20 protein-coding genes are annotated in these 20,114 nt (G+C 68.8%); 12 read left to right on the top strand and 8 right to left on the bottom strand.

Annotation, left to right across the window (positions count from 1 at the left end; genetic code table 11):
• Positions 1-60: 60 nt before the first annotated feature.
• The 5 genes from AB0I69_RS35850 (at position 61) to AB0I69_RS35830 (ending at position 6,866) form a co-directional block, all read left to right on the top strand.
• Complete coding sequence (locus AB0I69_RS35850; RefSeq protein WP_363099895.1) at positions 61-1,863, top strand: ABC-F family ATP-binding cassette domain-containing protein; 1,803 nt, start codon at positions 61-63, stop codon at positions 1,861-1,863.
• 191 nt (positions 1,864-2,054) lie between these two features.
• The gene (locus AB0I69_RS35845; RefSeq protein ID WP_363099894.1) at positions 2,055-3,761 is read left to right on the top strand and encodes a PQQ-binding-like beta-propeller repeat protein; all 1,707 of its coding nucleotides are present in this window, start codon (positions 2,055-2,057) and stop codon (positions 3,759-3,761) included.
• A gap of 52 nt (positions 3,762-3,813) precedes the next feature.
• Positions 3,814-5,583 (top strand): PQQ-binding-like beta-propeller repeat protein, encoded by a 1,770-nt coding sequence (locus AB0I69_RS35840; RefSeq protein WP_363099893.1) that lies wholly within the window; start codon positions 3,814-3,816, stop codon positions 5,581-5,583.
• A 223-nt stretch (positions 5,584-5,806) separates the two neighbouring features.
• Entirely contained in the window at positions 5,807-6,499 is a 693-nt protein-coding gene (locus tag AB0I69_RS35835) for a response regulator transcription factor (protein WP_363099892.1), read from the top strand.
• A gap of 10 nt (positions 6,500-6,509) precedes the next feature.
• A complete protein-coding gene (locus tag AB0I69_RS35830; RefSeq protein ID WP_363099891.1) occupies positions 6,510-6,866 on the top strand; it encodes a hypothetical protein in 357 nt (118 codons plus the stop codon).
• Here the strand turns inward: AB0I69_RS35830 and AB0I69_RS35825 are convergent.
• Both AB0I69_RS35825 and AB0I69_RS35820 read right to left on the bottom strand, forming a co-directional pair.
• Positions 6,857-7,138 (bottom strand): DUF397 domain-containing protein, encoded by a 282-nt coding sequence (locus tag AB0I69_RS35825; RefSeq protein WP_363099890.1) that lies wholly within the window; start codon positions 7,136-7,138, stop codon positions 6,857-6,859. The genes AB0I69_RS35830 and AB0I69_RS35825 overlap by 10 nt on opposite strands.
• Before the next feature lie 8 nt (positions 7,139-7,146).
• Positions 7,147-7,998, bottom strand: coding sequence for a helix-turn-helix transcriptional regulator (locus AB0I69_RS35820; RefSeq protein WP_363099889.1), 852 nt, complete (start codon positions 7,996-7,998; stop codon positions 7,147-7,149).
• Between the two features lie 225 nt (positions 7,999-8,223).
• Between AB0I69_RS35820 and AB0I69_RS35815 the strand changes: the two genes are divergently transcribed.
• Together AB0I69_RS35815 and AB0I69_RS35810 are read left to right on the top strand one after the other, a co-directional pair.
• Complete coding sequence (locus tag AB0I69_RS35815) at positions 8,224-8,637, top strand: ATP-binding protein (protein ID WP_363099888.1); 414 nt, start codon at positions 8,224-8,226, stop codon at positions 8,635-8,637.
• Positions 8,638-8,740: 103 nt separating this feature from the next.
• Complete coding sequence (locus AB0I69_RS35810; protein WP_363099937.1) at positions 8,741-9,823, top strand: MerR family transcriptional regulator; 1,083 nt, start codon at positions 8,741-8,743, stop codon at positions 9,821-9,823.
• Positions 9,824-10,012: 189 nt separating this feature from the next.
• Here AB0I69_RS35810 and AB0I69_RS35805 read toward each other — a convergent pair whose 3' ends face one another.
• Positions 10,013-10,333, bottom strand: coding sequence for a hypothetical protein (locus AB0I69_RS35805; protein ID WP_363099887.1), 321 nt, complete (start codon positions 10,331-10,333; stop codon positions 10,013-10,015).
• A 21-nt stretch (positions 10,334-10,354) separates the two neighbouring features.
• Entirely contained in the window at positions 10,355-12,034 is a 1,680-nt protein-coding gene (locus tag AB0I69_RS35800) for a sodium:solute symporter family protein (RefSeq protein ID WP_363099886.1), read from the bottom strand.
• Between the two features lie 118 nt (positions 12,035-12,152).
• Between AB0I69_RS35800 and galT the strand changes: the two genes are divergently transcribed.
• Genes galT through galK form a run of 3 tightly spaced genes read left to right on the top strand, consistent with a single transcriptional unit; the run spans position 12,153 to position 15,346 of the window.
• Entirely contained in the window at positions 12,153-13,211 is a 1,059-nt protein-coding gene (gene galT / locus AB0I69_RS35795; RefSeq protein ID WP_363099885.1) for a galactose-1-phosphate uridylyltransferase, read from the top strand.
• Entirely contained in the window at positions 13,211-14,173 is a 963-nt protein-coding gene (gene galE / locus AB0I69_RS35790; RefSeq protein WP_363099884.1) for a UDP-glucose 4-epimerase GalE, read from the top strand. Before galT ends, galE begins: the two co-directional genes overlap by 1 nt.
• Positions 14,174-14,194: 21 nt before the next feature.
• Complete coding sequence (galK, locus tag AB0I69_RS35785) at positions 14,195-15,346, top strand: galactokinase (RefSeq protein ID WP_363099883.1); 1,152 nt, start codon at positions 14,195-14,197, stop codon at positions 15,344-15,346.
• Positions 15,347-15,389: 43 nt separating this feature from the next.
• Here galK and AB0I69_RS35780 read toward each other — a convergent pair whose 3' ends face one another.
• From AB0I69_RS35780 to AB0I69_RS35770, 3 genes are read right to left on the bottom strand one after another with little or no spacing between them, the layout of a single operon-like run.
• A complete protein-coding gene (locus AB0I69_RS35780; RefSeq protein ID WP_363099882.1) occupies positions 15,390-15,746 on the bottom strand; it encodes a hypothetical protein in 357 nt (118 codons plus the stop codon).
• Positions 15,747-15,770: 24 nt separating this feature from the next.
• Positions 15,771-17,024, bottom strand: a complete 1,254-nt coding sequence (locus AB0I69_RS35775) for an MFS transporter (protein WP_363099881.1) — start codon at positions 17,022-17,024, stop codon at positions 15,771-15,773.
• Positions 17,025-17,043: 19 nt separating this feature from the next.
• The gene (locus tag AB0I69_RS35770) at positions 17,044-17,499 is read right to left on the bottom strand and encodes a GNAT family N-acetyltransferase (protein ID WP_363099880.1); all 456 of its coding nucleotides are present in this window, start codon (positions 17,497-17,499) and stop codon (positions 17,044-17,046) included.
• Between the two features lie 261 nt (positions 17,500-17,760).
• Between AB0I69_RS35770 and AB0I69_RS35765 the strand changes: the two genes are divergently transcribed.
• Positions 17,761-18,534 (top strand): response regulator transcription factor, encoded by a 774-nt coding sequence (locus tag AB0I69_RS35765; protein ID WP_363099879.1) that lies wholly within the window; start codon positions 17,761-17,763, stop codon positions 18,532-18,534.
• A gap of 174 nt (positions 18,535-18,708) precedes the next feature.
• On the opposite strand, the gene AB0I69_RS35760 is transcribed toward AB0I69_RS35765, so the two are convergent.
• Positions 18,709-19,206 carry a MarR family transcriptional regulator gene (locus AB0I69_RS35760; protein ID WP_019064646.1) on the bottom strand — a complete coding sequence of 166 codons (498 nt, stop codon included), beginning with the start codon at positions 19,204-19,206 and terminating at the stop codon, positions 18,709-18,711.
• A gap of 103 nt (positions 19,207-19,309) precedes the next feature.
• Here AB0I69_RS35760 and AB0I69_RS35755 point away from each other — a divergent pair, with 103 nt between their 5' ends.
• Positions 19,310-20,113 (top strand): trans-aconitate 2-methyltransferase, encoded by an 804-nt coding sequence (locus tag AB0I69_RS35755; RefSeq protein ID WP_363099878.1) that lies wholly within the window; start codon positions 19,310-19,312, stop codon positions 20,111-20,113.
• Position 20,114: the final 1 nt, after the last annotated feature.

Raw genomic sequence — 20,114 nt, 5'->3', positions numbered from 1 at the left:
CGTCAGCCTCCCACCGCGCATTACCCTGGGAGGCTGACCGTCCCCCCTGTCAGGAGAGAAATGGCCGTCAACCTGGTCAATGTCGAGAACGTCAGCAAGGTGTACGGCACCCGTGCCCTGCTCGACGGTGTCTCGCTCGGTGTCTCCGAAGGGGACCGGATCGGGGTCGTGGGCCGCAACGGAGACGGCAAGACCACCCTGATCCGGATGCTCGCCAAGCTGGAGGAGTCCGACACCGGACGCGTCACCCACTCCGGCGGACTGCGCCTCGGCGTCCTCACCCAGCACGATTCACTCGACCCCGAGGCGACCGTCCGCCACGAGGTCATCCGGGACATGGCCGACCACGAGTGGGCGGGCAACGCCAAGATCCGCGACGTACTGACCGGACTCTTCGGCGGGCTCGACATGCCGGGCTTCCCGCAGGGGCTCGACACCGTCATCGGTCCCCTCTCCGGTGGCGAGCGGCGCCGTATCGCGCTCGCCAAGCTGCTCATCGAGGACCAGGACCTGGTCGTCCTGGACGAGCCGACGAACCACCTCGACGTCGAGGGCATCGCCTGGCTCGCCGGGCATCTGCGCGAGCGGCGTTCCGCGCTCGTCTGCGTGACCCACGACCGGTGGTTCCTCGACCAGGTCTGCACCCAGATGTGGGACGTGCAGAAGGGCGACGTCTACGAGTACGAGGGCGGCTACACCGATTACGTCTTCGCCCGCGCCGAGCGTGAGCGCATCGCCGCCACCGAGGAGACCAAGCGGCAGAACCTGGTCCGCAAGGAGCTGGCCTGGCTGCGCCGCGGCGCCCCCGCCCGTACGTCCAAGCCGCGCTTCCGCGTCGAGGCCGCCAACGAACTGATCGCCGACGTGCCGCCGCCGCGCGACACCAGCGAGCTGATGAAGTTCGCCTCCTCGCGTCTGGGCCGGACCGTCTTCGACCTGGAGGACGTGACCGTCCAGGCCGGGCCCAAAGTCCTTCTGAAGCACATCACTTGGCACCTCGGCCCGGGCGACCGCGTCGGCCTGGTCGGCGTCAACGGCGCCGGCAAGACCTCCCTGCTGCGCGCCATGGCCGAGGCCGCCCGCAGCGACGGCGAGACCCAGCCCGCGGCCGGCAAGGTCGTCGTGGGAAAGACGGTCAAGCTCGCCTACCTCTCCCAGGAAGTGGCCGAACTCAAGCCCACGCTGCGGGTGTTGGAGGCCGTGCAGCAGGTGCGGGAGCGCGTCGATCTCGGCAAGGGGCGGGAGATGACCGCCGGGCAGCTGTGCGAGACGTTCGGCTTCAACAAGGAGAAGCAGTGGACGCCGGTCGGGGACCTGTCCGGTGGTGAGCGGCGGCGGCTGCAACTCCTCCGTCTCCTCATGGACGAGCCCAACGTCCTCTTCCTCGACGAGCCCACGAACGACCTCGACATCGAGACCCTGACGCAGTTGGAGGACGTCCTCGACGGCTGGCCCGGTTCGATGATCGTCATCTCCCACGACCGGTTCTTCGTCGAGCGCACCACCGACAAGGTGTACGCCCTCCTCGGCGACGCGACCCTGCGGATGCTGCCGCGCGGCATCGACGAGTACCTGGAGCGGCGCCACCGTATGGAGGAGGCGGCAGCCGCCGCCGCTCCCGTCGTGGAGAAGGCCGTGTCCGCCGTGAGCGCCGCCGACCAGCGGGCCGCGAAGAAGGAACTGCAGAAGATCGAGCGGCAGTTGGACAAGGTCTCCGAGAAGGAGGCCAAGCTGCACACCCAGATCGCCGAGAACGCCACGGACTTCGCGAAGGTGGCCGAACTGGACGCGAAACTGCGGGACTTGAGCGGCGAGCGGGACGAGCTGGAGATGCGGTGGCTGGAACTCGCCGAGGACGCGTGAAGGGTGAGTGAAGGCATATAACGGGGTCATCACGGGCCGGTCCTCCCTTGGGAACAGGGGTGAACCGGCCCGTTGTTCGTGGACAGCCGAGTGATAGAAAGAGCAGTCTGAGACTGTCTGAATACGACTCTGGGTCCCATCGTGAACCTCAGGGCGTGGCTAAAAATCAGTGAACGAGGGGGAACGCGCTGATGACTCAGCCGCCCGACCAGCCGCCGTCCGGCGGTTACGGAGCGCCGCCGAACCAACCGCCTCAGCCACCGTCCGGCGGCTTCGGGGCGCCTGTTCCGCCGATGCCGATGCCGACGCCGGGCTACGGCTACCCGCAACAGCAGCCGCAGCAGCCGCCTCAACAACAGCCCGGTCCCTACGGCTATCCGCAGCAGCCGGGGCCGTACGGTCAGCAGCCCGGTTACGGCTACCCGCCGCCCCCACCGCAGTTCGCGCCGCCGCCACCCTCCGGCCGCGGCCCCTTCAAGGGGAAGCCCGCGCTGGTGATCGCGGCCGCCGTCGCCGGACTGCTCGTCGTCGGCGGCACGGTGTGGGCCGTGACGAGCGGCGGCGGCGACAAGAAGCCGGTGGCGGAGAAGAGCGACAGCCCCACGCCCTCCGGCAGCAGTGCCGTCGACGACCCCGCCAACCCCGGCGACGGCAGCGGCGACGGGGCGACGGATCCCGAGAACCTCAACGAGGGCCGTAAGTCCGGCGAGGCGAAGGTCCTCTGGTACAAGGAGGCGCCGGACGCGCCCGGTTCCGGCGCGGACGCCCCCGGCATGTGGATCACCGGGAAGACGGCGGTGAAGGCGGCGTACAAGGAACTCGTCGCCTACAACGTCGGCAACGGCAACCCGACCTGGCCCACGATCACCTTCCCGCAGAAGATCTGCGCGGTCACCGCGCAGAAGTCGGCCGACGACAAGATCGTCGTGGCGTACGAGAGCGGTGTCAGCGACAACGCCAAGTGCAACCACCTCCAGCAGCTCGACCTGAACACCGGGACGAAGGGCTGGAGCGGGGCCGTCCCGGACGGCGACCTCTTCGACAGCGCGATCAGCATCGGGCTGTCCATCACCGGCAGGACGCTGATGGTGGGCCGCTCGGAGTCCGGGATCGCGTACGACATCGACAGCGGCAAGAAGCTCTACGAGAAGAAGAAGTACGGCGCGGCCTGCTTCCCGGGCGCGTTCGCGGGCGGCGCCAAGCTGATCTCGGTCGCGTCCTGCGGGGCGGGCTCCTCGACCGAGCACGACGAGGTGCAGGAGCTGGACCCGGCGACCGGCAAGGCCAAGTGGACCAAGTCGATCCCCAAGGGCTGGACGGTCGGCCATGTCTACTCCGTGGACCCGGTCGTCCTCTACATGACCGACTCGGACAACAAGCACTGGAACATCTCGACGCTGAAGAGCGACGGTTCGGTGCTCTCGCAGGTCGACTCCAAGGCCGCCTTCGCGCCGTCCTGCGGTCTGACGATCCTCGACCGGGATCTCCAGGGCTGCCAGGGCGTCGCGGTCGACGCGAACACCCTGTACCTGCCGACGGGCGCGACGACCGGCGCCAACCAGATCGTGGCGATCAACCTGGCCACCGGCAAGGAGAAGTGGCGCGTCAAGTCGCCCGCGTCCGTGTCGATGGTGCCGATCAAGATCGAGGGCGGCAAGCTCCTCGCCTATGTCGGGGCCTCCTACACCGCGGGCGGCCAGGTCGTGTCCGTCCCCACGACCGGCTCCTCGCACTCGACGACGAAGCTGCTGCAGATGCCGGCGGCCACCGCGCAGATCGAGTCGAGCTTCTTCTCGCGGGACATCGACTACGTCGACGGGCGCTTCTACATCTCGTCGACCCGGCTGACCGGCAATGACGACACGAAGGAGAAGTTGATGCTCGCCTACGGCAAGTGATGCCTTCCCCCGTCTCCTTCGCTTCCGTCGACCCGTCCCCGAGGTACTCGTCATGACCACGCCCCCGCCGCCACCGCCCAACCAGCCCCCGCAGCAGGGCGGCTTCGGCCCACCCCAGAACCAGCCCCCGCAGCAGCCGCCACAGCCTCCGCCGGGCTACGGCTATCCGCAGGCGCCGCCCCCGCCCCAGCAGCCCGGCTACGGCTATCCCGGCCAGCAGCAGCCGAACCCGTACGCCCAGCCGCAGCAGCAACCGCAGCAGCCGTACGGCCAGCCGCAGCCGCCCAACCCCTATGGCCAGCAGCCGGGTTACGGCTACCCGGGGCAGCCGACCATGCCGTTGCACCCGCAGCCGGGCCAACCGGGCGGCGGCGGGCGGAAGTTGGGGGCACCGGCGGTGATCATCACCGCCGCTGTCGTGGCGATCGCGCTGATCGTCGGCGGCGGGATCTGGTACGCGTCCTCGTCCGGCAAGAAGAACGACGACACGAAGAGGACCGCGACCGCCGGCGGCACCACGGGCGGCACGAACGACAAGGGCGGCACGACGTCCGGCGGCAAGGAGAAGGTGCCCGCCGACTCCGCCGCCAAGGTCCTCTTCCAGGTCCCGATGCCCAAGGTCAGCGACACCATGGTGACCTCCGGCTCCTGGCTCACCGACAAGGTGTACGCCAAGAGCGGCAGCGCCGAGGTCGTCGGCTACAACCGTGACACGGGCGCCCAGCAGTGGACGATCAAACTCCCGGGTCCGGTCTGCCAGGCAACGAAGCACACCACTACGGACGGCAAAACAGCCATCCTCTACGAGCCCGCCATGCCGACCAAGGACAAGCCCTCGCACGGCTGCAGCCAGATCGCGGCGATCGACCTGAACACGGGCACCAAGCTGTGGACGAAGACCGCCGACTCCGGTGACCAGCCGATCAGTTTCGAGAACGTCACCGTCAGCGCGAACACGGTCGCCGTGGGCAGCACCGACGGCGGCGCCGCCTTCGACATCTCCACCGGCAAGGTCCTGTGGAGCCCGAAGGTCGCCGACTGCTACGACGCCGGTTACGGCGGCGGCGCCAAGCTGGTGGCGGTGCGCAGGTGCGGAACGTACGACTCGCCCGTCCTCCACATCCAGACCATCGACCCGGTCTCCGGGAAGGTGCTCTCGGACTACAAGATGGCCCAGGGCATCGAGTACGCGAGCATCGTGTCGACCGACCCGCTGGTCGTCGCGGCCGACGTCGGCGACAGCGCGGGCGACGGCAGCGGCATCTCGGACTTCTTCTCCATCGACAACAAGACGGGCGCCCTGCGCTCCCACATCCTGGCGCCGGGCAAGCAGTACGCGGCCCGCTGCGACGGCATCACGCGTGTCGAGTACTGCACCGAACTGGCCGTAGGGAACGACCGGTTGTACGTGCCCACCGAACAACACGACGGTTCCGGCGACTCCTACAGCCAGACCAATGAGATCGTCGCCTTCGACCTCGCCACCGGCAAGCAGACCGGCCAGCGCGCCGACGCCGGCGACGGCTACACGATCACCCCGCTGCGCATGGACGGTAGCAACGTCATCGCCTACAAGTCCCCGCCGTACAACAAGGGCGGCCAGATCGTCAGCATCGACGGCACCTCCTTCAAGGAGACCAAGCTGCTGGAGAACCCGAGCACGGAGACGGTACGGAGCACGGAGACGACCTTCCTCCCGGACTACGCGGAGATCCTCTTCTCGGAGGGCCACCTCTACATGTCGGCGGTCTACGCGGACAAGGCCTCGTCGTCCTCCACCGGCGACAAGGACCTGGCGATCGCCTTCGGCACCGGCAGCTGAACCACCCTCCTCAGCACCCCCGTCACCCCCACCGCTCCCGAATGCCAGGAATGCGAAAAAGTCCATCGATCCGGGGCACTTCTCACCTGTAGGGGCAGCGCAACGTCGAACAAGCGTGTAGCTTCCGGGGGCATGAAGAGCGGGGGTGCTGGGGGCCCTCTGTTCTTGGGGACCGGTGGGCATCCATAGTGGGCATCCATTGGGGGGACTGGGGGGTTGCTCGATGGGAGTGCGGCTGATGGTGGTCGATGACCACCGATTGCTCGCCGAGGCACTGGCTTCGGCGCTGAAGCTGCGGGGACACCGGGTGCTCGCGGCGGCGGCGCCCGCGGCGGGCGCGGCGGAGCTGGTGATCAGCCGCGCACCCGAGGTGTGCCTGCTGGGCACGGCGACACCGGCCGAACCGGGCATCTTCGACCCGGTGGTGAAGATCAAACGGGAACGCCCGCAGGTGGCGGTCCTGGTGCTGGGCCCGGTACCGAGCCCACGAGGCATCGCGGCGGCGTTCGCCGCAGGCGCGTCCGGCTACGTCCGCCACGACGAGCGCATCGAGGGCGTGGAGCGCGCGATCATGAAGGCAAGGGCGGGGGAGGCGGCCGTAGCCCCGCAGTTGCTGCAGGGAGCCTTCAGCGAACTGTTGAACCCGGCGGCCCAACCCGACGACGAGGGCCAGCGGTTGTTGCAGATGCTGACGCCGAGGGAGGTCGAGGTCCTGGTCCGGGTTGCAGACGGCGAGGACACCCGCCTCATCGCGGCGGGCATGGGCATCGCCCCGTCCACGGCCCGCACCCACGTGCAGCGAGTGCTGATGAAACTGGGGGTGGGTTCGAGGCTGGAGGCGGCGGCACTGGCGGCGCGGACGGGGCTGCTCGACAGGGCGGGGCCGGTGAACCATTCGGCGGGGCCGGACGCGTAGGCGAGTTCTGGTGGCGGACCAGCGGTGGGTGCGGGAGAAGTCCCGCGTCGAGTGGGAGGCCATGAACAGGAGCGAACACGCGGCCGTCGTCCGAGCCGTCCGCAAGGGCGAACCGACACGGGACCCCGCGACCGCGCTGCTCGCACTGCACTGGGCCTGGGCTGTCATCGGGCCGCCCGGTGCACGCAGGCGCTACCCCTGGAAGGACACCTTCCTCGATGTCAGGCCCACCGCTTTCCTCACCGACATCTACGACGGCACCCCGCGGAACGATGCCCGCACGTACGTCCGCCGCGACGCCCGGCGGGTCGAGGCGGCGTACCTGCCGTTCCTGGAGTCCCTGGGCGTGGAAACGGGTCAGATGTGACGACCGGCACGGCCGACGGAGGCCTGCCTCCCGGACCGTATGCCGTGGAGGAGGGCGGCGAGGGCCGTGGCTGTGGTGGTGAGGTGCGTGGCGGGGGCGTCACTTTCGCGGAGGTGGAAGGCGGTGGGGGTGGTGGCGAGTTCGAGGCAGGCGTTACCGTCGCCGCTGCCGGAGAAGGACGACTTCTGCCAGGTACTGGCGAGTTCGAGGCAGTTGTTGCCGTCGGCGCCGCCGGAGAAGGACGACTTCTGCCAGTTGTCGGGGGTGGTCACGGTGCGCCTCACAGTTCTTTCGCCAGCCGGTGGATGAAGTCACGCGAACGTGTGGGTTCGAGTGATACAGCCTCCACCTTATGGAAGAGCGTTCGAAAGGCACCGAGTTGGGTTTCGGAGTCGATGAACGCCGTGCCGTGGGCTGTGTCGCGAAGCGCCGTATCCAGCTTGGTTACGGGGCCAGCCGCGTATGTCATGGCGCTCCAGGCTCCTCCGAAGTCGTCCAGGTCGAAGGGGATGACGCGCACGGTGATGTGATTCGCCTCGGAGAGTTCCAGGATGCGAGTGAGTTGAGTTCGTGTGGCGGTTCGGTTGCCGACTCTGATGCGCAGGGCCGCCTCATGGATCACCGCTTCGTACGGGATGGAGGCGGGGCCCGTGATGATCACCTTGCGCTCCATGCGGTGATTGACCCGCAATGTCAGATCGCTGTCAGGGAGTTCGGGGACGCGGTACGAGAAGACGCCGCGGGCGTAGTCCTCAGTCTGGAAGAGGCCAGGGATGTGCAGGAACTCAAGGTCGAACCGGTACGTAGCGTGGTGCTCCAACTCGGCGATGTCCAGGAACGAAACTGGCAGCAAGCCCTGGTACTTCTCCCACCAGCCATGTGTCCGGTCGGTCGCCATCGCTACCAACGCCTCGGTCAACTCTTGGTCCATGCAAGCGTAATTGGCAGCGAGTCGGCGAACCGTGCTCTCGCTCATGCCCACGACCCCGGACTCGATCTGACTCAGTCGCGCCGGGTCCGTTCCCAGGGCCGCTGCGGCCTCACGTCCCTTTAGTCCCGCTGCCTCGCGCAGTTTCTGCAACTCGGAGCCGAGGCGCATCTGGCGTGCGGTCGGTTGCAGCCTCCGTGCCATGGGTTCCTCCTCGTCTCAAAGGCCTTGGAATGGCGCCTCGTTCGAGGGCAGATTATGTCAGCGGGTTGCGAGAGTCCAATCTTGGTCTCTACTGTTGGTGACGCGACGCACACCCTGCGGAACCCCGGACCCCCGGAAGCGCACCACCCCGTCCTGCCATGACGGCGTGGCAGGCCACCGCCCGTGAACCGCATCAACTCCCCACGCCACCAATGGAGTTCACGCATGCCTGAAACCGAGCCCGAACCCTGGGAGTACTCCCTCTCCGTGCCGCACGATCGCCGTGCCGTCACCGTCTCTCGCCGCACCCTGCGCCTGGTGCTCACCGTGCACGGACTCATCCGGGTCGCAGACACGGCCGAACTCGTCGCGACGGAGTTGGTGGCCAATGCCGTACTGCACACGAAGGGGCCGGTGATGCTCCGCGTGAGCTGGTCGGCGGGGGTGCTGCGAGTTGGTGCGTGGGACGCGGACCCCGAACCTCCCGAACCGCCAGGCCAGTTGGCGGATCTGTTGGACGCCGAGGCGGGGAGAGGCCTCGCGTTGGTGCGGGCCTGCGCCGACCTCTGGGGCTGGCAGCCGCTGTCGAGGAACGGACAGCGCGGCAAGTACGTGTGGTGCGAACTGGGGGTGGCGTAGCGACCAGTTCGTCCCTGACCAACTAAGTGGTCGGCTCCGGAAGTCCTTCGGGGTTGACCCTCGACTTGGTGGAGGGCTCAGAGTTCCGGGTGTGGAGAGCGAGATGCGCAGTATTGGTGAGATGGCTCGGGACAGTGGACTGAGCGTGAGCGCCCTGCGGTTCTACGACGGTGCCGGCGTGCTGGTCCCGGCCTGGGTGGATCCGGTGAGCGGCTACCGCTGGTACGGCCCCGAGCAGCTTGAAGAGGCCCGGTTGCTGGCCCGGCTGCGCCGGGCTGGTATGCCCTTGGCGGACATTCGGCTGGTGCTGGCCGGCTGGTCCAGTGAGAACACCGACCTGGTGCGGAAGCTGCTTCAGGCGCATCTGTGTCGTCTTGAACTGGGGCTGTCCGATGCCCGCATTGAGTTCTCCACGGTCCGAGCGCTACTCGAACGCAGGGAGAATCCCATGGCTTCGCTCCGCACCGCCACCGTCCGGTTGGCTGTCTCCGCGCCTGAGTTGGCCGCGGCGTTGGACGCGGTCCGCTTCGCCGCCAGTACCGACCCGGAGCTGCCGATGCTCGGCGGTGTCCTGTTCGACATCGAGGGCGACGAGCTCCGTGTCGTGGCCACCGACCGGTACCGGATGGCAGTTGCACAAGCCGGTACCACCGGGCATGGCGGGCCCCGTGTGCAGATCATCGTGCCGTCCCCACTCGCCGACGCGATGCGAGCGCTGCTGAGTGACGACGCATCCGTCCAGCTCACTGTGGCCGGTGACCGCGTGGCCTTGGAGGCAGGGGACCGTCAGGCCGCTGGGCAGCGTCTCCAGCACGACTTTCCTGATTACCGTCGCCTTGTCCGCCTGCCGGCAGGGCACCGTGCCCTCGTCGATGTCCCGGCTTTCCGGGCGGCGGTGGAAACCGGCTCCGTCCGCGTCAGCGAGGTGCGCGAGCAGGACGGCATGTCCTGTGACCTCAGCATGCTCAAGGTGGCGGGCGACGGCACGGTGTGCGTCTGTGAAGACGGTGACGACGGCCAGGACAACATCGCCGTCAATCGCGAGTTCCTGCTGCATGCCCTCGCCGCCGGAGCCCGGGACCAACTGATTCTGGAGTTCGGCGCCCCTACAGCGCCCCTGGCGATCCGCCGAACCGACACCGAGGACACCTTTTCGATACTGATGCCTGTCCGCCTGGAAAATTAACCGGTCGGCTTCGGAAGTCCTTCGAGGGCTGACTCCCGGAGCCGACCACTGGGCAACTCGGCGAGCACGGATGTCCTAGGGGCGCGACCGAGGCGGGCCCACTGATCGACACCGCGAGCACCGACACCCAAAGGGGCGCGGGGAACTGCGCGACCAGCCCCCGCGCCCCTGCAGCCGAAATACGACCTGTTACTCCTCGGTCTCTTCTGCCGAAGGCACCGGCACCGGCGCCGGTGGAGTGGGCCGAAGCTTCACCCACCCCAGAAAGAAGATCCCGAGCAACAACATCGCGATCCCGGTCCACAGATTGATGTTGACGCCCTCGGCCTTGTCCAGCGTCGCCTGTGACGGACTGATCCCGGCGATCGTGACGATCACGCCGTAGACGACGAACAACCCCCCGATGATCAGCCGCAGATCGAACAGGCGGGACGCCGTCGTGGACTTGCCCTCCAGCTCACTGACCTCACGCTGGACGTCCTGCCCCGAGTGCTCTGAGTGTTCAGACATGGTCTCTCAATCCTCCCGCGACTAGAACGAGAACGGGATGTAGCAGAGGGCGGCCAGGATCACCGCGCCCCAACCGAGCAGTGCGGGACGCCGGTACCACGCGTCGTCGCCCGCGGCCGGTGCCTCGGTCATGCCGGGGCTGGTCGTGCCGTAGACGAGGCCCTGGAGCTGTTCCGCCGACTTCGGCTGGGTGAACAGGGACACGATGAACATGACCACCGCTCCGGCGACGAAGCCGGCGATCGCGGAGACGAAGTTGGCGCCCTGGTCGGAGGGGATGGAGATGATCCCCTGCTTGTAGATCCAGAAGTAGTTCACCATCGCGGTGACCGTGCCCGCGAGCAGGCCCCAGAAGCCGGACTTCGGGGTGGCGCGCTTCCAGAACATGCCGACGATGAAGACGACGAACATCGGGACGTTGAAGAAGGAGAAGAGTGTTTGGAGGTAGCTCATGATGTTCGAGAAGGACGAGGCCAGGAAGGCCGTGCCCACCGACGCCGCTACGCCGATCACCGTGATGAGGCGGCCGAAGCGCACGTAGTACGAGTCCTCGCGGTCGGTTACCACGTACTTGGCCCAGATGTCGTTCGTGAACACCGTGTTGAAGGACGACACGTTGGCCGCCATACCCGCCATGAACGCCGCCAGCAGACCCGTCACCGCGATACCCAGCACGCCGTTGGGCAGCAACTCCTGCATCAGGTACGGGATCGCGTCGTTGTACTGCAGATCCGAGCCACTCGTGCCGATCTTCGGGACGAGCGCGGCGGCGACAAGGCCCGGGATCATCACCAGGAAGACGATGAAGACCTTCGGGTACGCGGCGATGAGCGGCGTGCGCTGGGCGGCCGAGAGGTTCTTCGCGGAGAGGGCGCGCTGCACCTCGGCGAAGTTGGTCGTCCAGTAGCCGAAGGACAGCACGAAGCCGAGGCCCAGCACGATGGTCAGCCAGTTCGCGCCGAGCGGGTTGACGCTGCCGATGCCGGTGCCGCCCCACGCGGTGGTGAAGTTGTGGCCGTGGGCCGCGTCGAGCTTGTCGGTCAGGCCGTCCCAGCCGCCGACCTTCTTCAGGCCGAGGTAGGAGATCGGGATGAGGGCCGCGAGGATCACGAAGAACTGGAGCACTTCGTTGTAGATCGCGGACGACAGACCGCCGAGGGTGATGTACGCCAGCACGAACGCACCGGCGACCACGATCGCCACCCACTGCGGCCAGCCCAGCAGCGCCTCGACGACGATCGCGAGGGCGTACAGGTTCACGCCCGCGATCAGGATGGCGGCGAAGGCGAACAGGATCGAACTCAGCAGGTGCGCCCACTTGTCGAAGCGCAGCAGCAGGAACTCGGGGACCGAGCGGACCTTGGAGCCGTAGTAGAAGGGCATCATCACCAGGCCGAGGAAGACCATGGCGGGGATGGCGCCGATCCAGTACCAGTGCACGGTGTACGCGCCGTACTGCGCGCTGTTGGCGGCCATGCCCAGGATCTCGGTGGCGGCGAGGTTGGCCGAGATGAAGGCGAGACCGGTGATCCAGGCGGGCAGGGAACGCCCGGAGAGGAAGAAGTCGAGGCTCGTCTTCACCGATCTGCGGGCGGCGAAACCGATGCCCAGGACGACGACGAAGTAGATCGCCAGGATCGTGTAGTCCAGCCCATTGGTGGGGAGTCGGAGCCCGGCGGCGAGAGAGGTGGGGGTTTGCATCAAGCGCTCACCTTGTTTGGTGTTCTTTGTTTGATTTTGATGGTGACGACTGGGGGGATTAGTGGTTTGATGTGTTTGGTTCTGTTCGAAGCGTGGACGTACGGATGGAGAGCCCGGCGTGAAGAAGACCTCGACCCGGTTGGCCGACGGTCGTGAGCTCATCTACTACGACCTGCGGGACGACACCGTGCGCGACGCGGTGGACCGCCGCCCGCTGGAGCGCACGGTCACCACTTCGGAGGTACGGCGGGACGTGCTGCTCGGCGACTCGGTGGCCATCGCCTCGCACCGCCAGGGCCGCATTTACCACCCGCCGGTCGACCAGTGCCCGCTCTGCCCGACGAAGGGCGACCGGCTGAGCGAGATCCCGGACTCGTCGTACGACGTCGCCGTGTTCGAGAACCGCTTCCCCTCGCTGGCCGGGGACTCCGGTCGCTGTGAGGTGGTCTGCTTCACCTCCGACCACGACGCGTCCTTCGCCTCGCTGACCGAGGAGCAGGCGGCCCTCGTCCTCGACGCGTGGACGGACCGGACGTCGGAGCTGTCGCATCTACCCTCCGTCGAGCAGGTTTTCTGTTTCGAGAACCGCGGCGAAGAGATCGGTGTGACCCTCGGTCATCCCCACGGCCAGATCTACGCCTACCCCTTCACCACCCCGCGCACCGCCCTGATGCTGCGTTCACTGGCGACTCATAAGGAGGCGACCGGCGGGGAGAACCTCTTCGACGCCGTCCTGGAGCGTGAACTCGCCGGTGAGCGGGTCGTCCTTGAGGGTGAACACTGGGCGGCCTTCGTGCCGTACGCGGCGCACTGGCCCTACGAGGTCCACCTGTATCCCAAGCGCCGGGTGCCCGATCTGCTGGGTCTGGACGAGGGGGCCCGCACAGAGTTCCCCAAGGTCTATCTGGAACTCTTGAGGCGCTTCGACCGGATCTTCGGTGAGGGCGAGCCTCCGACGCCGTACATCTCCGCCTGGCACCAGGCGCCGTTCGGCACACTGGAGGAGTTCGACGGTGTGAGCAGGGACGACTTCGCGCTCCACCTTGAGCTTTTCACCATTCGCCGCACTTCCGGCAAGCTGAAGTTTCTCGCGGGTTCCGAGTCCGGCATGAGCGTGTTCATCAACGACGTGCCGCCGGAGCGCGCGGCCGAGCGACTGCGAGAGGTAGCGAGTTGATGAGCGGTAAGTACCTGGTCACGGGCGGGGCGGGTTACGTCGGCAGTGTGGTCGCCCAGCACCTGCTGGAGGCGGGCCACGAGGTCACCGTCCTGGACAACCTCTCGACGGGTTTCCGCGAGGGCGTCCCGGCGGGTGCCACGTTCGTGGAGGGCGACATCCGTGACGCCGCCAAGTGGCTGGACTCCTCCTACGAAGCCGTCCTCCACTTCGCCGCGTTCTCCCAGGTCGGCGAGTCCGTCGTCAAGCCCGAGAAGTACTGGGAGAACAACGTCGGCGGCTCCATGGCCCTCCTCGCCGCGATGCGCGAGGCCGGCGTCCGCAAGCTCGTCTTCTCCTCCACGGCGGCCACGTACGGCGAGCCGGAGGAGGTCCCGATCGTCGAGACGGCCCGCACCTCCCCGACCAACCCCTACGGCGCGTCGAAGCTGTCGGTCGACTTCATGATCACCAGCGAGGCGGCGGCCCACGGACTGGGCGCGGTCTCGCTCCGCTACTTCAACGTGGCGGGCGCGTACGGCAGTTGCGGCGAGCGCCACGACCCCGAGTCGCACCTCATCCCCCTCGTCCTCCAGGTCGCTCAGGGCAAGCGGGACGCGATCTCCGTCTACGGCGACGACTACCCGACGCCGGACGGCACCTGCGTCCGTGACTACATCCACGTCGCGGACCTGGCCGACGCGCACCTGCTGGCGCTGAAGGCGGCCACGCCCGGCGAGCACCTGATCTGCAACCTCGGCAACGGCGAGGGCTTCTCCGTCCGCCAGGTCATCGAGACGGTGCGCCAGGTCACCGGGCACCCGATCCCCGAGGTCGTCGCCCCGCGCCGCGGCGGCGACCCGGCGACCCTGGTGGCCTCGGCGGCCCGCGCCAAGGAGCGCCTCGGCTGGAACCCGTCCCGCGCGGATCTCGCGGGCATCGTCGCGGACGCGTGGGCGTTCGCGCAGAACGTATCGAACTGATCGAAGGGCTAGGGATCACACGTGGGTGTACGGGGTGTACGTGAGGGCTTCGAGGAGCTGTACGGGACCGCTCCCGAGGGCGTCTGGGCCGCGCCGGGCCGGGTCAACCTGATCGGCGAGTACACCGACTTCAACGAGGGCTTCGTGATGCCGCTCGCCCTGCCGCACACAGCGGTGGCGGCGGCGTCCCGCCGTACGGACGGCGTCCTGCGCCTGCACTCGGCGGACATCGAGGGCCCGGTGGTGGAACTGCACGTCGAGGAACTGGCCCCGCGCACGAACACCAGCTGGGCGGCATACCCGGCGGGTGTGGTCTGGGTGTTGCGCGAGGCGGGCCACGAGGTGACCGGCGCGGACATCCACCTCTCCTCGACGGTTCCGACGGGCGCGGGCCTGTCGTCGTCGGCGGCACTTGAGGTGGTCACGGCCCTTGCCCTGAACGACCTCTTCGAACTCGGCCTGTCCGGACCGGAGTTGGCGCGCTTCTCGCAGCGCGCGGAGAACGACTTCGTCGGCGTCCCGTGCGGCATCATGGACCAGACGGCCTCGGCCTGCTGCGAGGAGGGCCACGCGCTCCACCTCGACTGCCGGGACCTGTCGATCCGGCAGATCCCCTTCGACCTGGCGTCGGAGGGCCTCGCGCTGCTGGTCGTCGACAGCCGCGTGAAGCACGCCCTCGGCGACGGCGCGTACGCGGAACGCCGCGAGGGCTGCGAGGAGGGCGCGCGGCAGTTGGGCGTCCCCTTCCTGCGGGATGTGGCGTACGAGGACCTGGAGTCGTCACTGGCACGCCTGTCGGACGAGCGGATCCGGCGTTACGTCCGCCATGTCGTGTCGGACGACCACCGGGTCGACCAGGTGATCAGCCTGCTGGACGCGGGCGAGGTCCGCGCGATCGGCCCGGTCCTCACCGAGGGCCACGCCTCCCTCCGCGACGATCTCCGCATCTCCTGCCCGGAGTTGGACCTCGTGGTCGACACGGCGGTCGGCGCGGGTGCGCTCGGCGCCCGGATGACGGGCGGCGGCTTCGGCGGCTCGGCGGTCGTCCTCGTGGAGGCCTCGGACGCGGAGACGGTCACGAAGGCGGTGGAGGAGGCGTTCGCGGCGGCGGGTTACACCGCCCCGCGCGTGTTCCCGGCGGTGCCTTCGGCGGGGGCGCGGCGGGTGGAGTGAACGGTCCTGGCGAAGACGCCCCGGGCCGACCGGGGCGTCCCGCTCACCCGGGTATGTCGTCGCAGACGGGATGCTCGGCGGAGACAGCCTTGGCCAGCTGGTGCAGAGCACTGTGAACCAGTGCGCGAAGACGCGCCGCGGTCAGCGTGGACGCGCTGTCGTAGGTGAGGATCCGCACCACGTCGACACGCAGTTGGTCGACCTCGCCGAGAGCGGGGAGACCGGCCGGCAGTTCGTGATCGGGCCGCTTGGTCACCACGTCCGCCATGTCGGCCAGCCGGATTCGCCCGATCATCTCCGGTGCGTACGGCTGCCCTTGGGCCACGGCGTCCAGCACGAGGGAGTGGATGCTCAACGCGAGCAGCGTCCGCACCACCACCGCGGCCGAGTCCGGGTGCACCCACCAGTCCTCGCATCGCTTTCGTCAGGGAGCTGTCACCGGTTCACGATCCCCGGAGCTACGCAGGTTCCGCACCCCCGGAGCCAACAGTGCCGCCCCGGTCGCCAGCACCACCAACCCCGCGCACCCCGCAAGCGTGTGCCCCAGGCCCACGGTCGCCGCCAGCGGGCCCGCGATGAGCAGGCCCAGTGGGGCGAAGGTCAGGGAGCCGAAATAGTCGTAGGAGCTGACTCGGGAGAGGGCTTCCTCCGGGATCTCGCGGTGGATGGTGGTGGACCACAGGACGCCGAAGACGTCGCTGGAGACTCCCGCCGTGAACATCGCGGTGACGATCAGCCAGACGGGGGCGCGCACGGCGAGCAGGGCGACCGGTGCCGCCGTCGGGAACGTGGCCAGGACCGCCACCAGGATCGGGCGGCGGACCCGGACGCGGGCGGCCAGGCCCGCGCCGGCGATCGTGCCCAGTGCCTGTGCGGCGACGATGACCGACCAGGCGCGGGCTCCGCCGAGGTAACGGTCGGCGGTCAGGGGGCCGAGGACTCCCACGTTCGCGTTGAGCGCCGCCACCACGATCGACCACTGCGCCACCACGACCCACAGCCACTGCCGGGACGCGAACTCCCGCCAGCCCTCCCGGAGATCGGCCCAGCCGGAGGACTTCCTGGGCGGGCGTGCAGGGACCGGGAGACGGGCGGTGAGGGCCGCGCTGACCGCGAACGACGCGGCGTTCAGGGCCAGGGCCCAGCCGGGGCCGACCAGCGCGACCGTCACGCCCGAGAGCGCCAGGCCCAGGAGCAGCGCGCTGTTGGTGCCCACCCGTAGAAGGGCGTTCGCCTGCTGCAACCGGTCCGTGGGGACCACCAGCGGCATGATGCCGTTCATCGCCGGTCCGAACAGGGCCGATGCCGTACCGGCCGCCACTGCCAGCAGACACATCGCCGGGAGCGGGGCGTGCCGGGTCAGGACCATCGCGGCCAGAGCCGTGTACGCCCCAGCCCCCAGCACATCCGCCAGCGCCATCAGGCGGGCGCGTGACATCCGGTCCGCGATGACCCCGCCCGCCAGGATGAACACCAGTTGCGGCAGCGCCTGGCAGGCCAGGACCAGGGAGAGCCGGCCCGGTCCGGCGCCGGGCAGCGCCAACACGGCGAAGGCGAGGGCCACTCGGGCGAATCCGTTGCCGAGTACGGAGACGGTGCGGGCGGCGGCGAGCAGCACGAACGGCCGCTCACGCCACAGCGAGGATTTTCCGGTGCCCTGCGTCGAAGTAAGTGTCACGGCCAGGGACTTTAGAGGGTCACCCGAGGTTCTTGGTAAGGGTGTACTCCGTGACCCCCGGCGGATAGTCCGGGATCACGCACACCACGTCGTACCCCTGCTTCTTGTAGAAGTCCGGCGCCTGGAAGTCCCAGGTCTCCACCCGGGCCGCGCCGCACGCGCGCTCCTCGCGGGCGATGCGCTCCGCCTCCGCGAGCAGCCGGGCGCCGAGTCCCGTACCTCGGTGACGGCCGTCCACCCACAGGTACGTCACGTGGAGCCAGTCCGCCCAGGTGTGGCAGACCGCTCCGCCCGCCAGCTCGCCCGTGGCGTCCAACGCCCAGACGTGGAGCGGAACTTCACGTTCGCGAGGGGTTCCGCGCAGGGCGCGCAGCACCGGGGACGCGGCGGTGTTGGTTTCGAGCAGCCGGGCGCGGAGCAGATCGCGTCGCTCTCTGTCGACTTCCGTCTCAATACGAAACATGCGGCTCACCATAAACGGGCCGGACAGTCAGTTCTGCAAATTAGCTTCCGCTGCTGCGCCCCAGCCGTACGCTGTGAGCAGCACCGGTGGGGGCCGGTGCTGATCAGGGGGCGAGACAAGTCGGGTACGACGCCCGATGTGGGGGTAGCAGTCTCTGCACGGCGGCGGCCGTGCGGCTTCGGCCGCTCCCGGGCGTCGTACCCGCAACCATCGCTTCGTCTCCCGACGATGAGGTATCCCCTGCTCCTTGAGGAGCCTGGGGAAGGGGGTTTCGTGGTTCGCATCCGAGTGCTGGTCGTCGATGACCATCGCATCTTCGCCGAGTCGCTCGCCGCGGCACTGGCGGCCGAGCCCGATGTCGACGTGTCCGCGGCCGGCAGTGGTCCCGCCGCGCTGCGCTGCATGGACCGCGCGTCCGCCGAGGGCCGCAGGTTCGACGTCCTGCTCGTGGACGCCGATCTGGGCGGTAACGTGCCGGGCGTCCGGCCCGCCGTACCCGTACAGGCGGGCAACGAGGACGGGCTGGTGGACGGGATCTCCCTGGTCGCCGGGGTCCGTTCCGCGCAGCCGAGCGTACGGATGGTCGTGCTGGCCGAGAAGGACGATCCGCGCCGGGCCGCGCTGGCCCTGCAGGCCGGGGCGTCCGGCTGGGTCGCCAAGGACTGCTCGCTGTCGCGGCTTTTAACCGTCATCCGAGGGGTGCTTCGCGACGAGACGCACCTGCCACCCGCCCTGCTGACCGGCGTCCTGCGGGAGTTGACGGCCGCGCGCAAGCACCGCACCGAGAGCGAGCGCCTGGTGGAGTCGCTGACTCCGCGGGAGCGTGAGGTGCTGCGCTGCATGGTGGCCGGGCTGGGGCGCAAGGCGGTCGCCGAGCGGCTCTTCCTCTCCCCGCACACCGTCCGCACGCATATGCAAAACGTGCTCGGCAAGCTGGGCGTCCACTCGACCCTGGCCGCGGTGGCTCTCGCCCGGCGTGCGGGCGTCGGACCTGTCGACCTAGGGCCTGCCGGGCGGATCATGCCGGAGGAAAGCAGCAGTGCCTGATCAGCGCCGTGAGCGGGGTGTGGTGCGTGCAGCTGCAAGGCGGAGGAGGGCGTCAACGCGATGGGGGAGTTGGCAACCGACGACAACGCGGCTGGGGGTCCCCCCACGCCTTTAAGGCAGTGGGGGAGTGCGTGCCACACCCCGCGTCTTCGGCAGGATCCGCCCGGCAGGCCCTTAGCCGGGGATGTTGTCGAACGGGGCGGTCAACTGGCGTAGCAGGCCTGCCAGTTCGCCCCGCTGGGCGCGGGAGAGTTCCGCGAGGATCGCGCGCTCCTGCGCCAGCAGGCCGGCCAGGGCCTGGTCCGCGCGGTCCTGGCCCTCCTCGGTGAGGCGGACCAGCACGCCCCGGCGGTCGCTGGGGTCGGGGAGCCGCTCGACCAGGCCCTTCTGCGCCAGGCGGTCGATACGGTTCGTCATCGTGCCGGACGTGACCAGGGTCTGCGTCAGCAGCTGGCCGGGGGAGAGCTGGTAGGGGCTGCCCGCGCGCCGCAGCGCCGTCAGCACGTCGAACTCCCAGGGTTCCAGGCTGTGCTCGGCGAACGCCAGCCGGCGGGCCCGGTCCAGGTGCCGGGCCAGTCTGCTCACCCGGCTGAGCACCTCAAGTGGCTCCACGTCGAGGTCGGGGCGCTCCCGGCGCCACGCTGCGACAAGCCGATCGACCTCGTCCTCCATGACGATCAGTGTAGTGGTTGTGTCGACATGAAGTCTCTTGATATCAAGCCTCTTGATTCAAAGTCTCTTGACATCAAGAGATATGGGCGGGGAAAGTAGAGGCATGACGACTTGGGACCCCGCGCAGTACCTGCGCCACGCCGACCACCGCGCCCGCCCGTTCACCGACCTCCTCGCCCGCGTCACCGACGTGCCGGGCACCCCGCCCCGCATCGCCGACCTCGGCTGCGGCCCCGGCAACGTGACCACCGTCCTCGCCGACCGCTGGCCCACCGCGCACATCACCGGCTACGACAACTCACCCGAGATGCTTGCGCAGACCGCCCCCTACGCGGGCCCCACGCCCGGCGGCGGCAGCCTCGACTTCGCCCACGCGGACGCGGCGAGCTGGGCGCCGACGGAGCCGTACGACCTGATCGTCTCGAACGCGGCGCTGCAGTGGGTGCCGGGGCACCTGGACCGGTTCGGCGACTGGCTGGCCGCGCTGACCCCCGGCGGCACCTTCGCCTTCCAGGTGCCGGACAACATCGACGCACCCCTGCACGCCCTGATGCGCGAACTCGCCGCGACCGCCCGCTGGAAGGGCCGGCTGGGCGAGATCCTGCGCCGCGAGGACTCGGTCCACACACCCGGCGTCTACCTCGACCGCCTGGCCCGCCTGGGCTGCTCGACGGACGTCTGGCAGACCACGTACCAACACGTCCTGCCCGGCGAGGACCCCGTCCTCGACTGGGTCAAGGGCACAGGCCTGCGCCCCGCCCTCACGGCCCTGGCGGACGACCCGGAGGCGAGGGACGCGTTCGTGACGGAGTACCGCGACCTGCTCCGCGAGGCGTACCCGACGGCGGAGTACGGCACGGTGCTCCCGTTCCGGCGCTTGTTCGCGGTGGCCCGCAAGGAGGCGTGAG

This window comes from Streptomyces sp. NPDC050508, from assembly GCF_040655155.1.
Lineage (GTDB): Bacteria > Actinomycetota > Actinomycetes > Streptomycetales > Streptomycetaceae > Streptomyces.
This window is presented reverse-complemented; position numbering and strand designations above follow the sequence as displayed.

Bases quoted from the DNA above. Each gene is read 5' to 3' on its own strand.
- AB0I69_RS35815 (WP_363099888.1), top strand. From the start codon at position 8,224: ATGCCTGAAACCGAGCCCGAACCCTGGGAGTACTCCCTCTCCGTGCCG.
- AB0I69_RS35835 (WP_363099892.1), top strand. From the start codon at position 5,807: ATGGGAGTGCGGCTGATGGTGGTCGATGACCACCGATTGCTCGCCGAG.
- AB0I69_RS35845 (WP_363099894.1), top strand. From the start codon at position 2,055: ATGACTCAGCCGCCCGACCAGCCGCCGTCCGGCGGTTACGGAGCGCCG.
- AB0I69_RS35810 (WP_363099937.1), top strand. From the start codon at position 8,741: ATGCGCAGTATTGGTGAGATGGCTCGGGACAGTGGACTGAGCGTGAGC.
- AB0I69_RS35770 (WP_363099880.1), bottom strand. From the start codon at position 17,499: ATGGTGAGCCGCATGTTTCGTATTGAGACGGAAGTCGACAGAGAGCGA.
- AB0I69_RS35755 (WP_363099878.1), top strand. From the start codon at position 19,310: ATGACGACTTGGGACCCCGCGCAGTACCTGCGCCACGCCGACCACCGC.
- AB0I69_RS35850 (WP_363099895.1), top strand. From the start codon at position 61: ATGGCCGTCAACCTGGTCAATGTCGAGAACGTCAGCAAGGTGTACGGC.
- AB0I69_RS35840 (WP_363099893.1), top strand. From the start codon at position 3,814: ATGACCACGCCCCCGCCGCCACCGCCCAACCAGCCCCCGCAGCAGGGC.
- AB0I69_RS35800 (WP_363099886.1), bottom strand. From the start codon at position 12,034: ATGCAAACCCCCACCTCTCTCGCCGCCGGGCTCCGACTCCCCACCAAT.
- AB0I69_RS35820 (WP_363099889.1), bottom strand. From the start codon at position 7,998: ATGGCACGGAGGCTGCAACCGACCGCACGCCAGATGCGCCTCGGCTCC.
- AB0I69_RS35805 (WP_363099887.1), bottom strand. From the start codon at position 10,333: ATGTCTGAACACTCAGAGCACTCGGGGCAGGACGTCCAGCGTGAGGTC.
- AB0I69_RS35760 (WP_019064646.1), bottom strand. From the start codon at position 19,206: ATGGAGGACGAGGTCGATCGGCTTGTCGCAGCGTGGCGCCGGGAGCGC.
- galE (WP_363099884.1), top strand. From the start codon at position 13,211: ATGAGCGGTAAGTACCTGGTCACGGGCGGGGCGGGTTACGTCGGCAGT.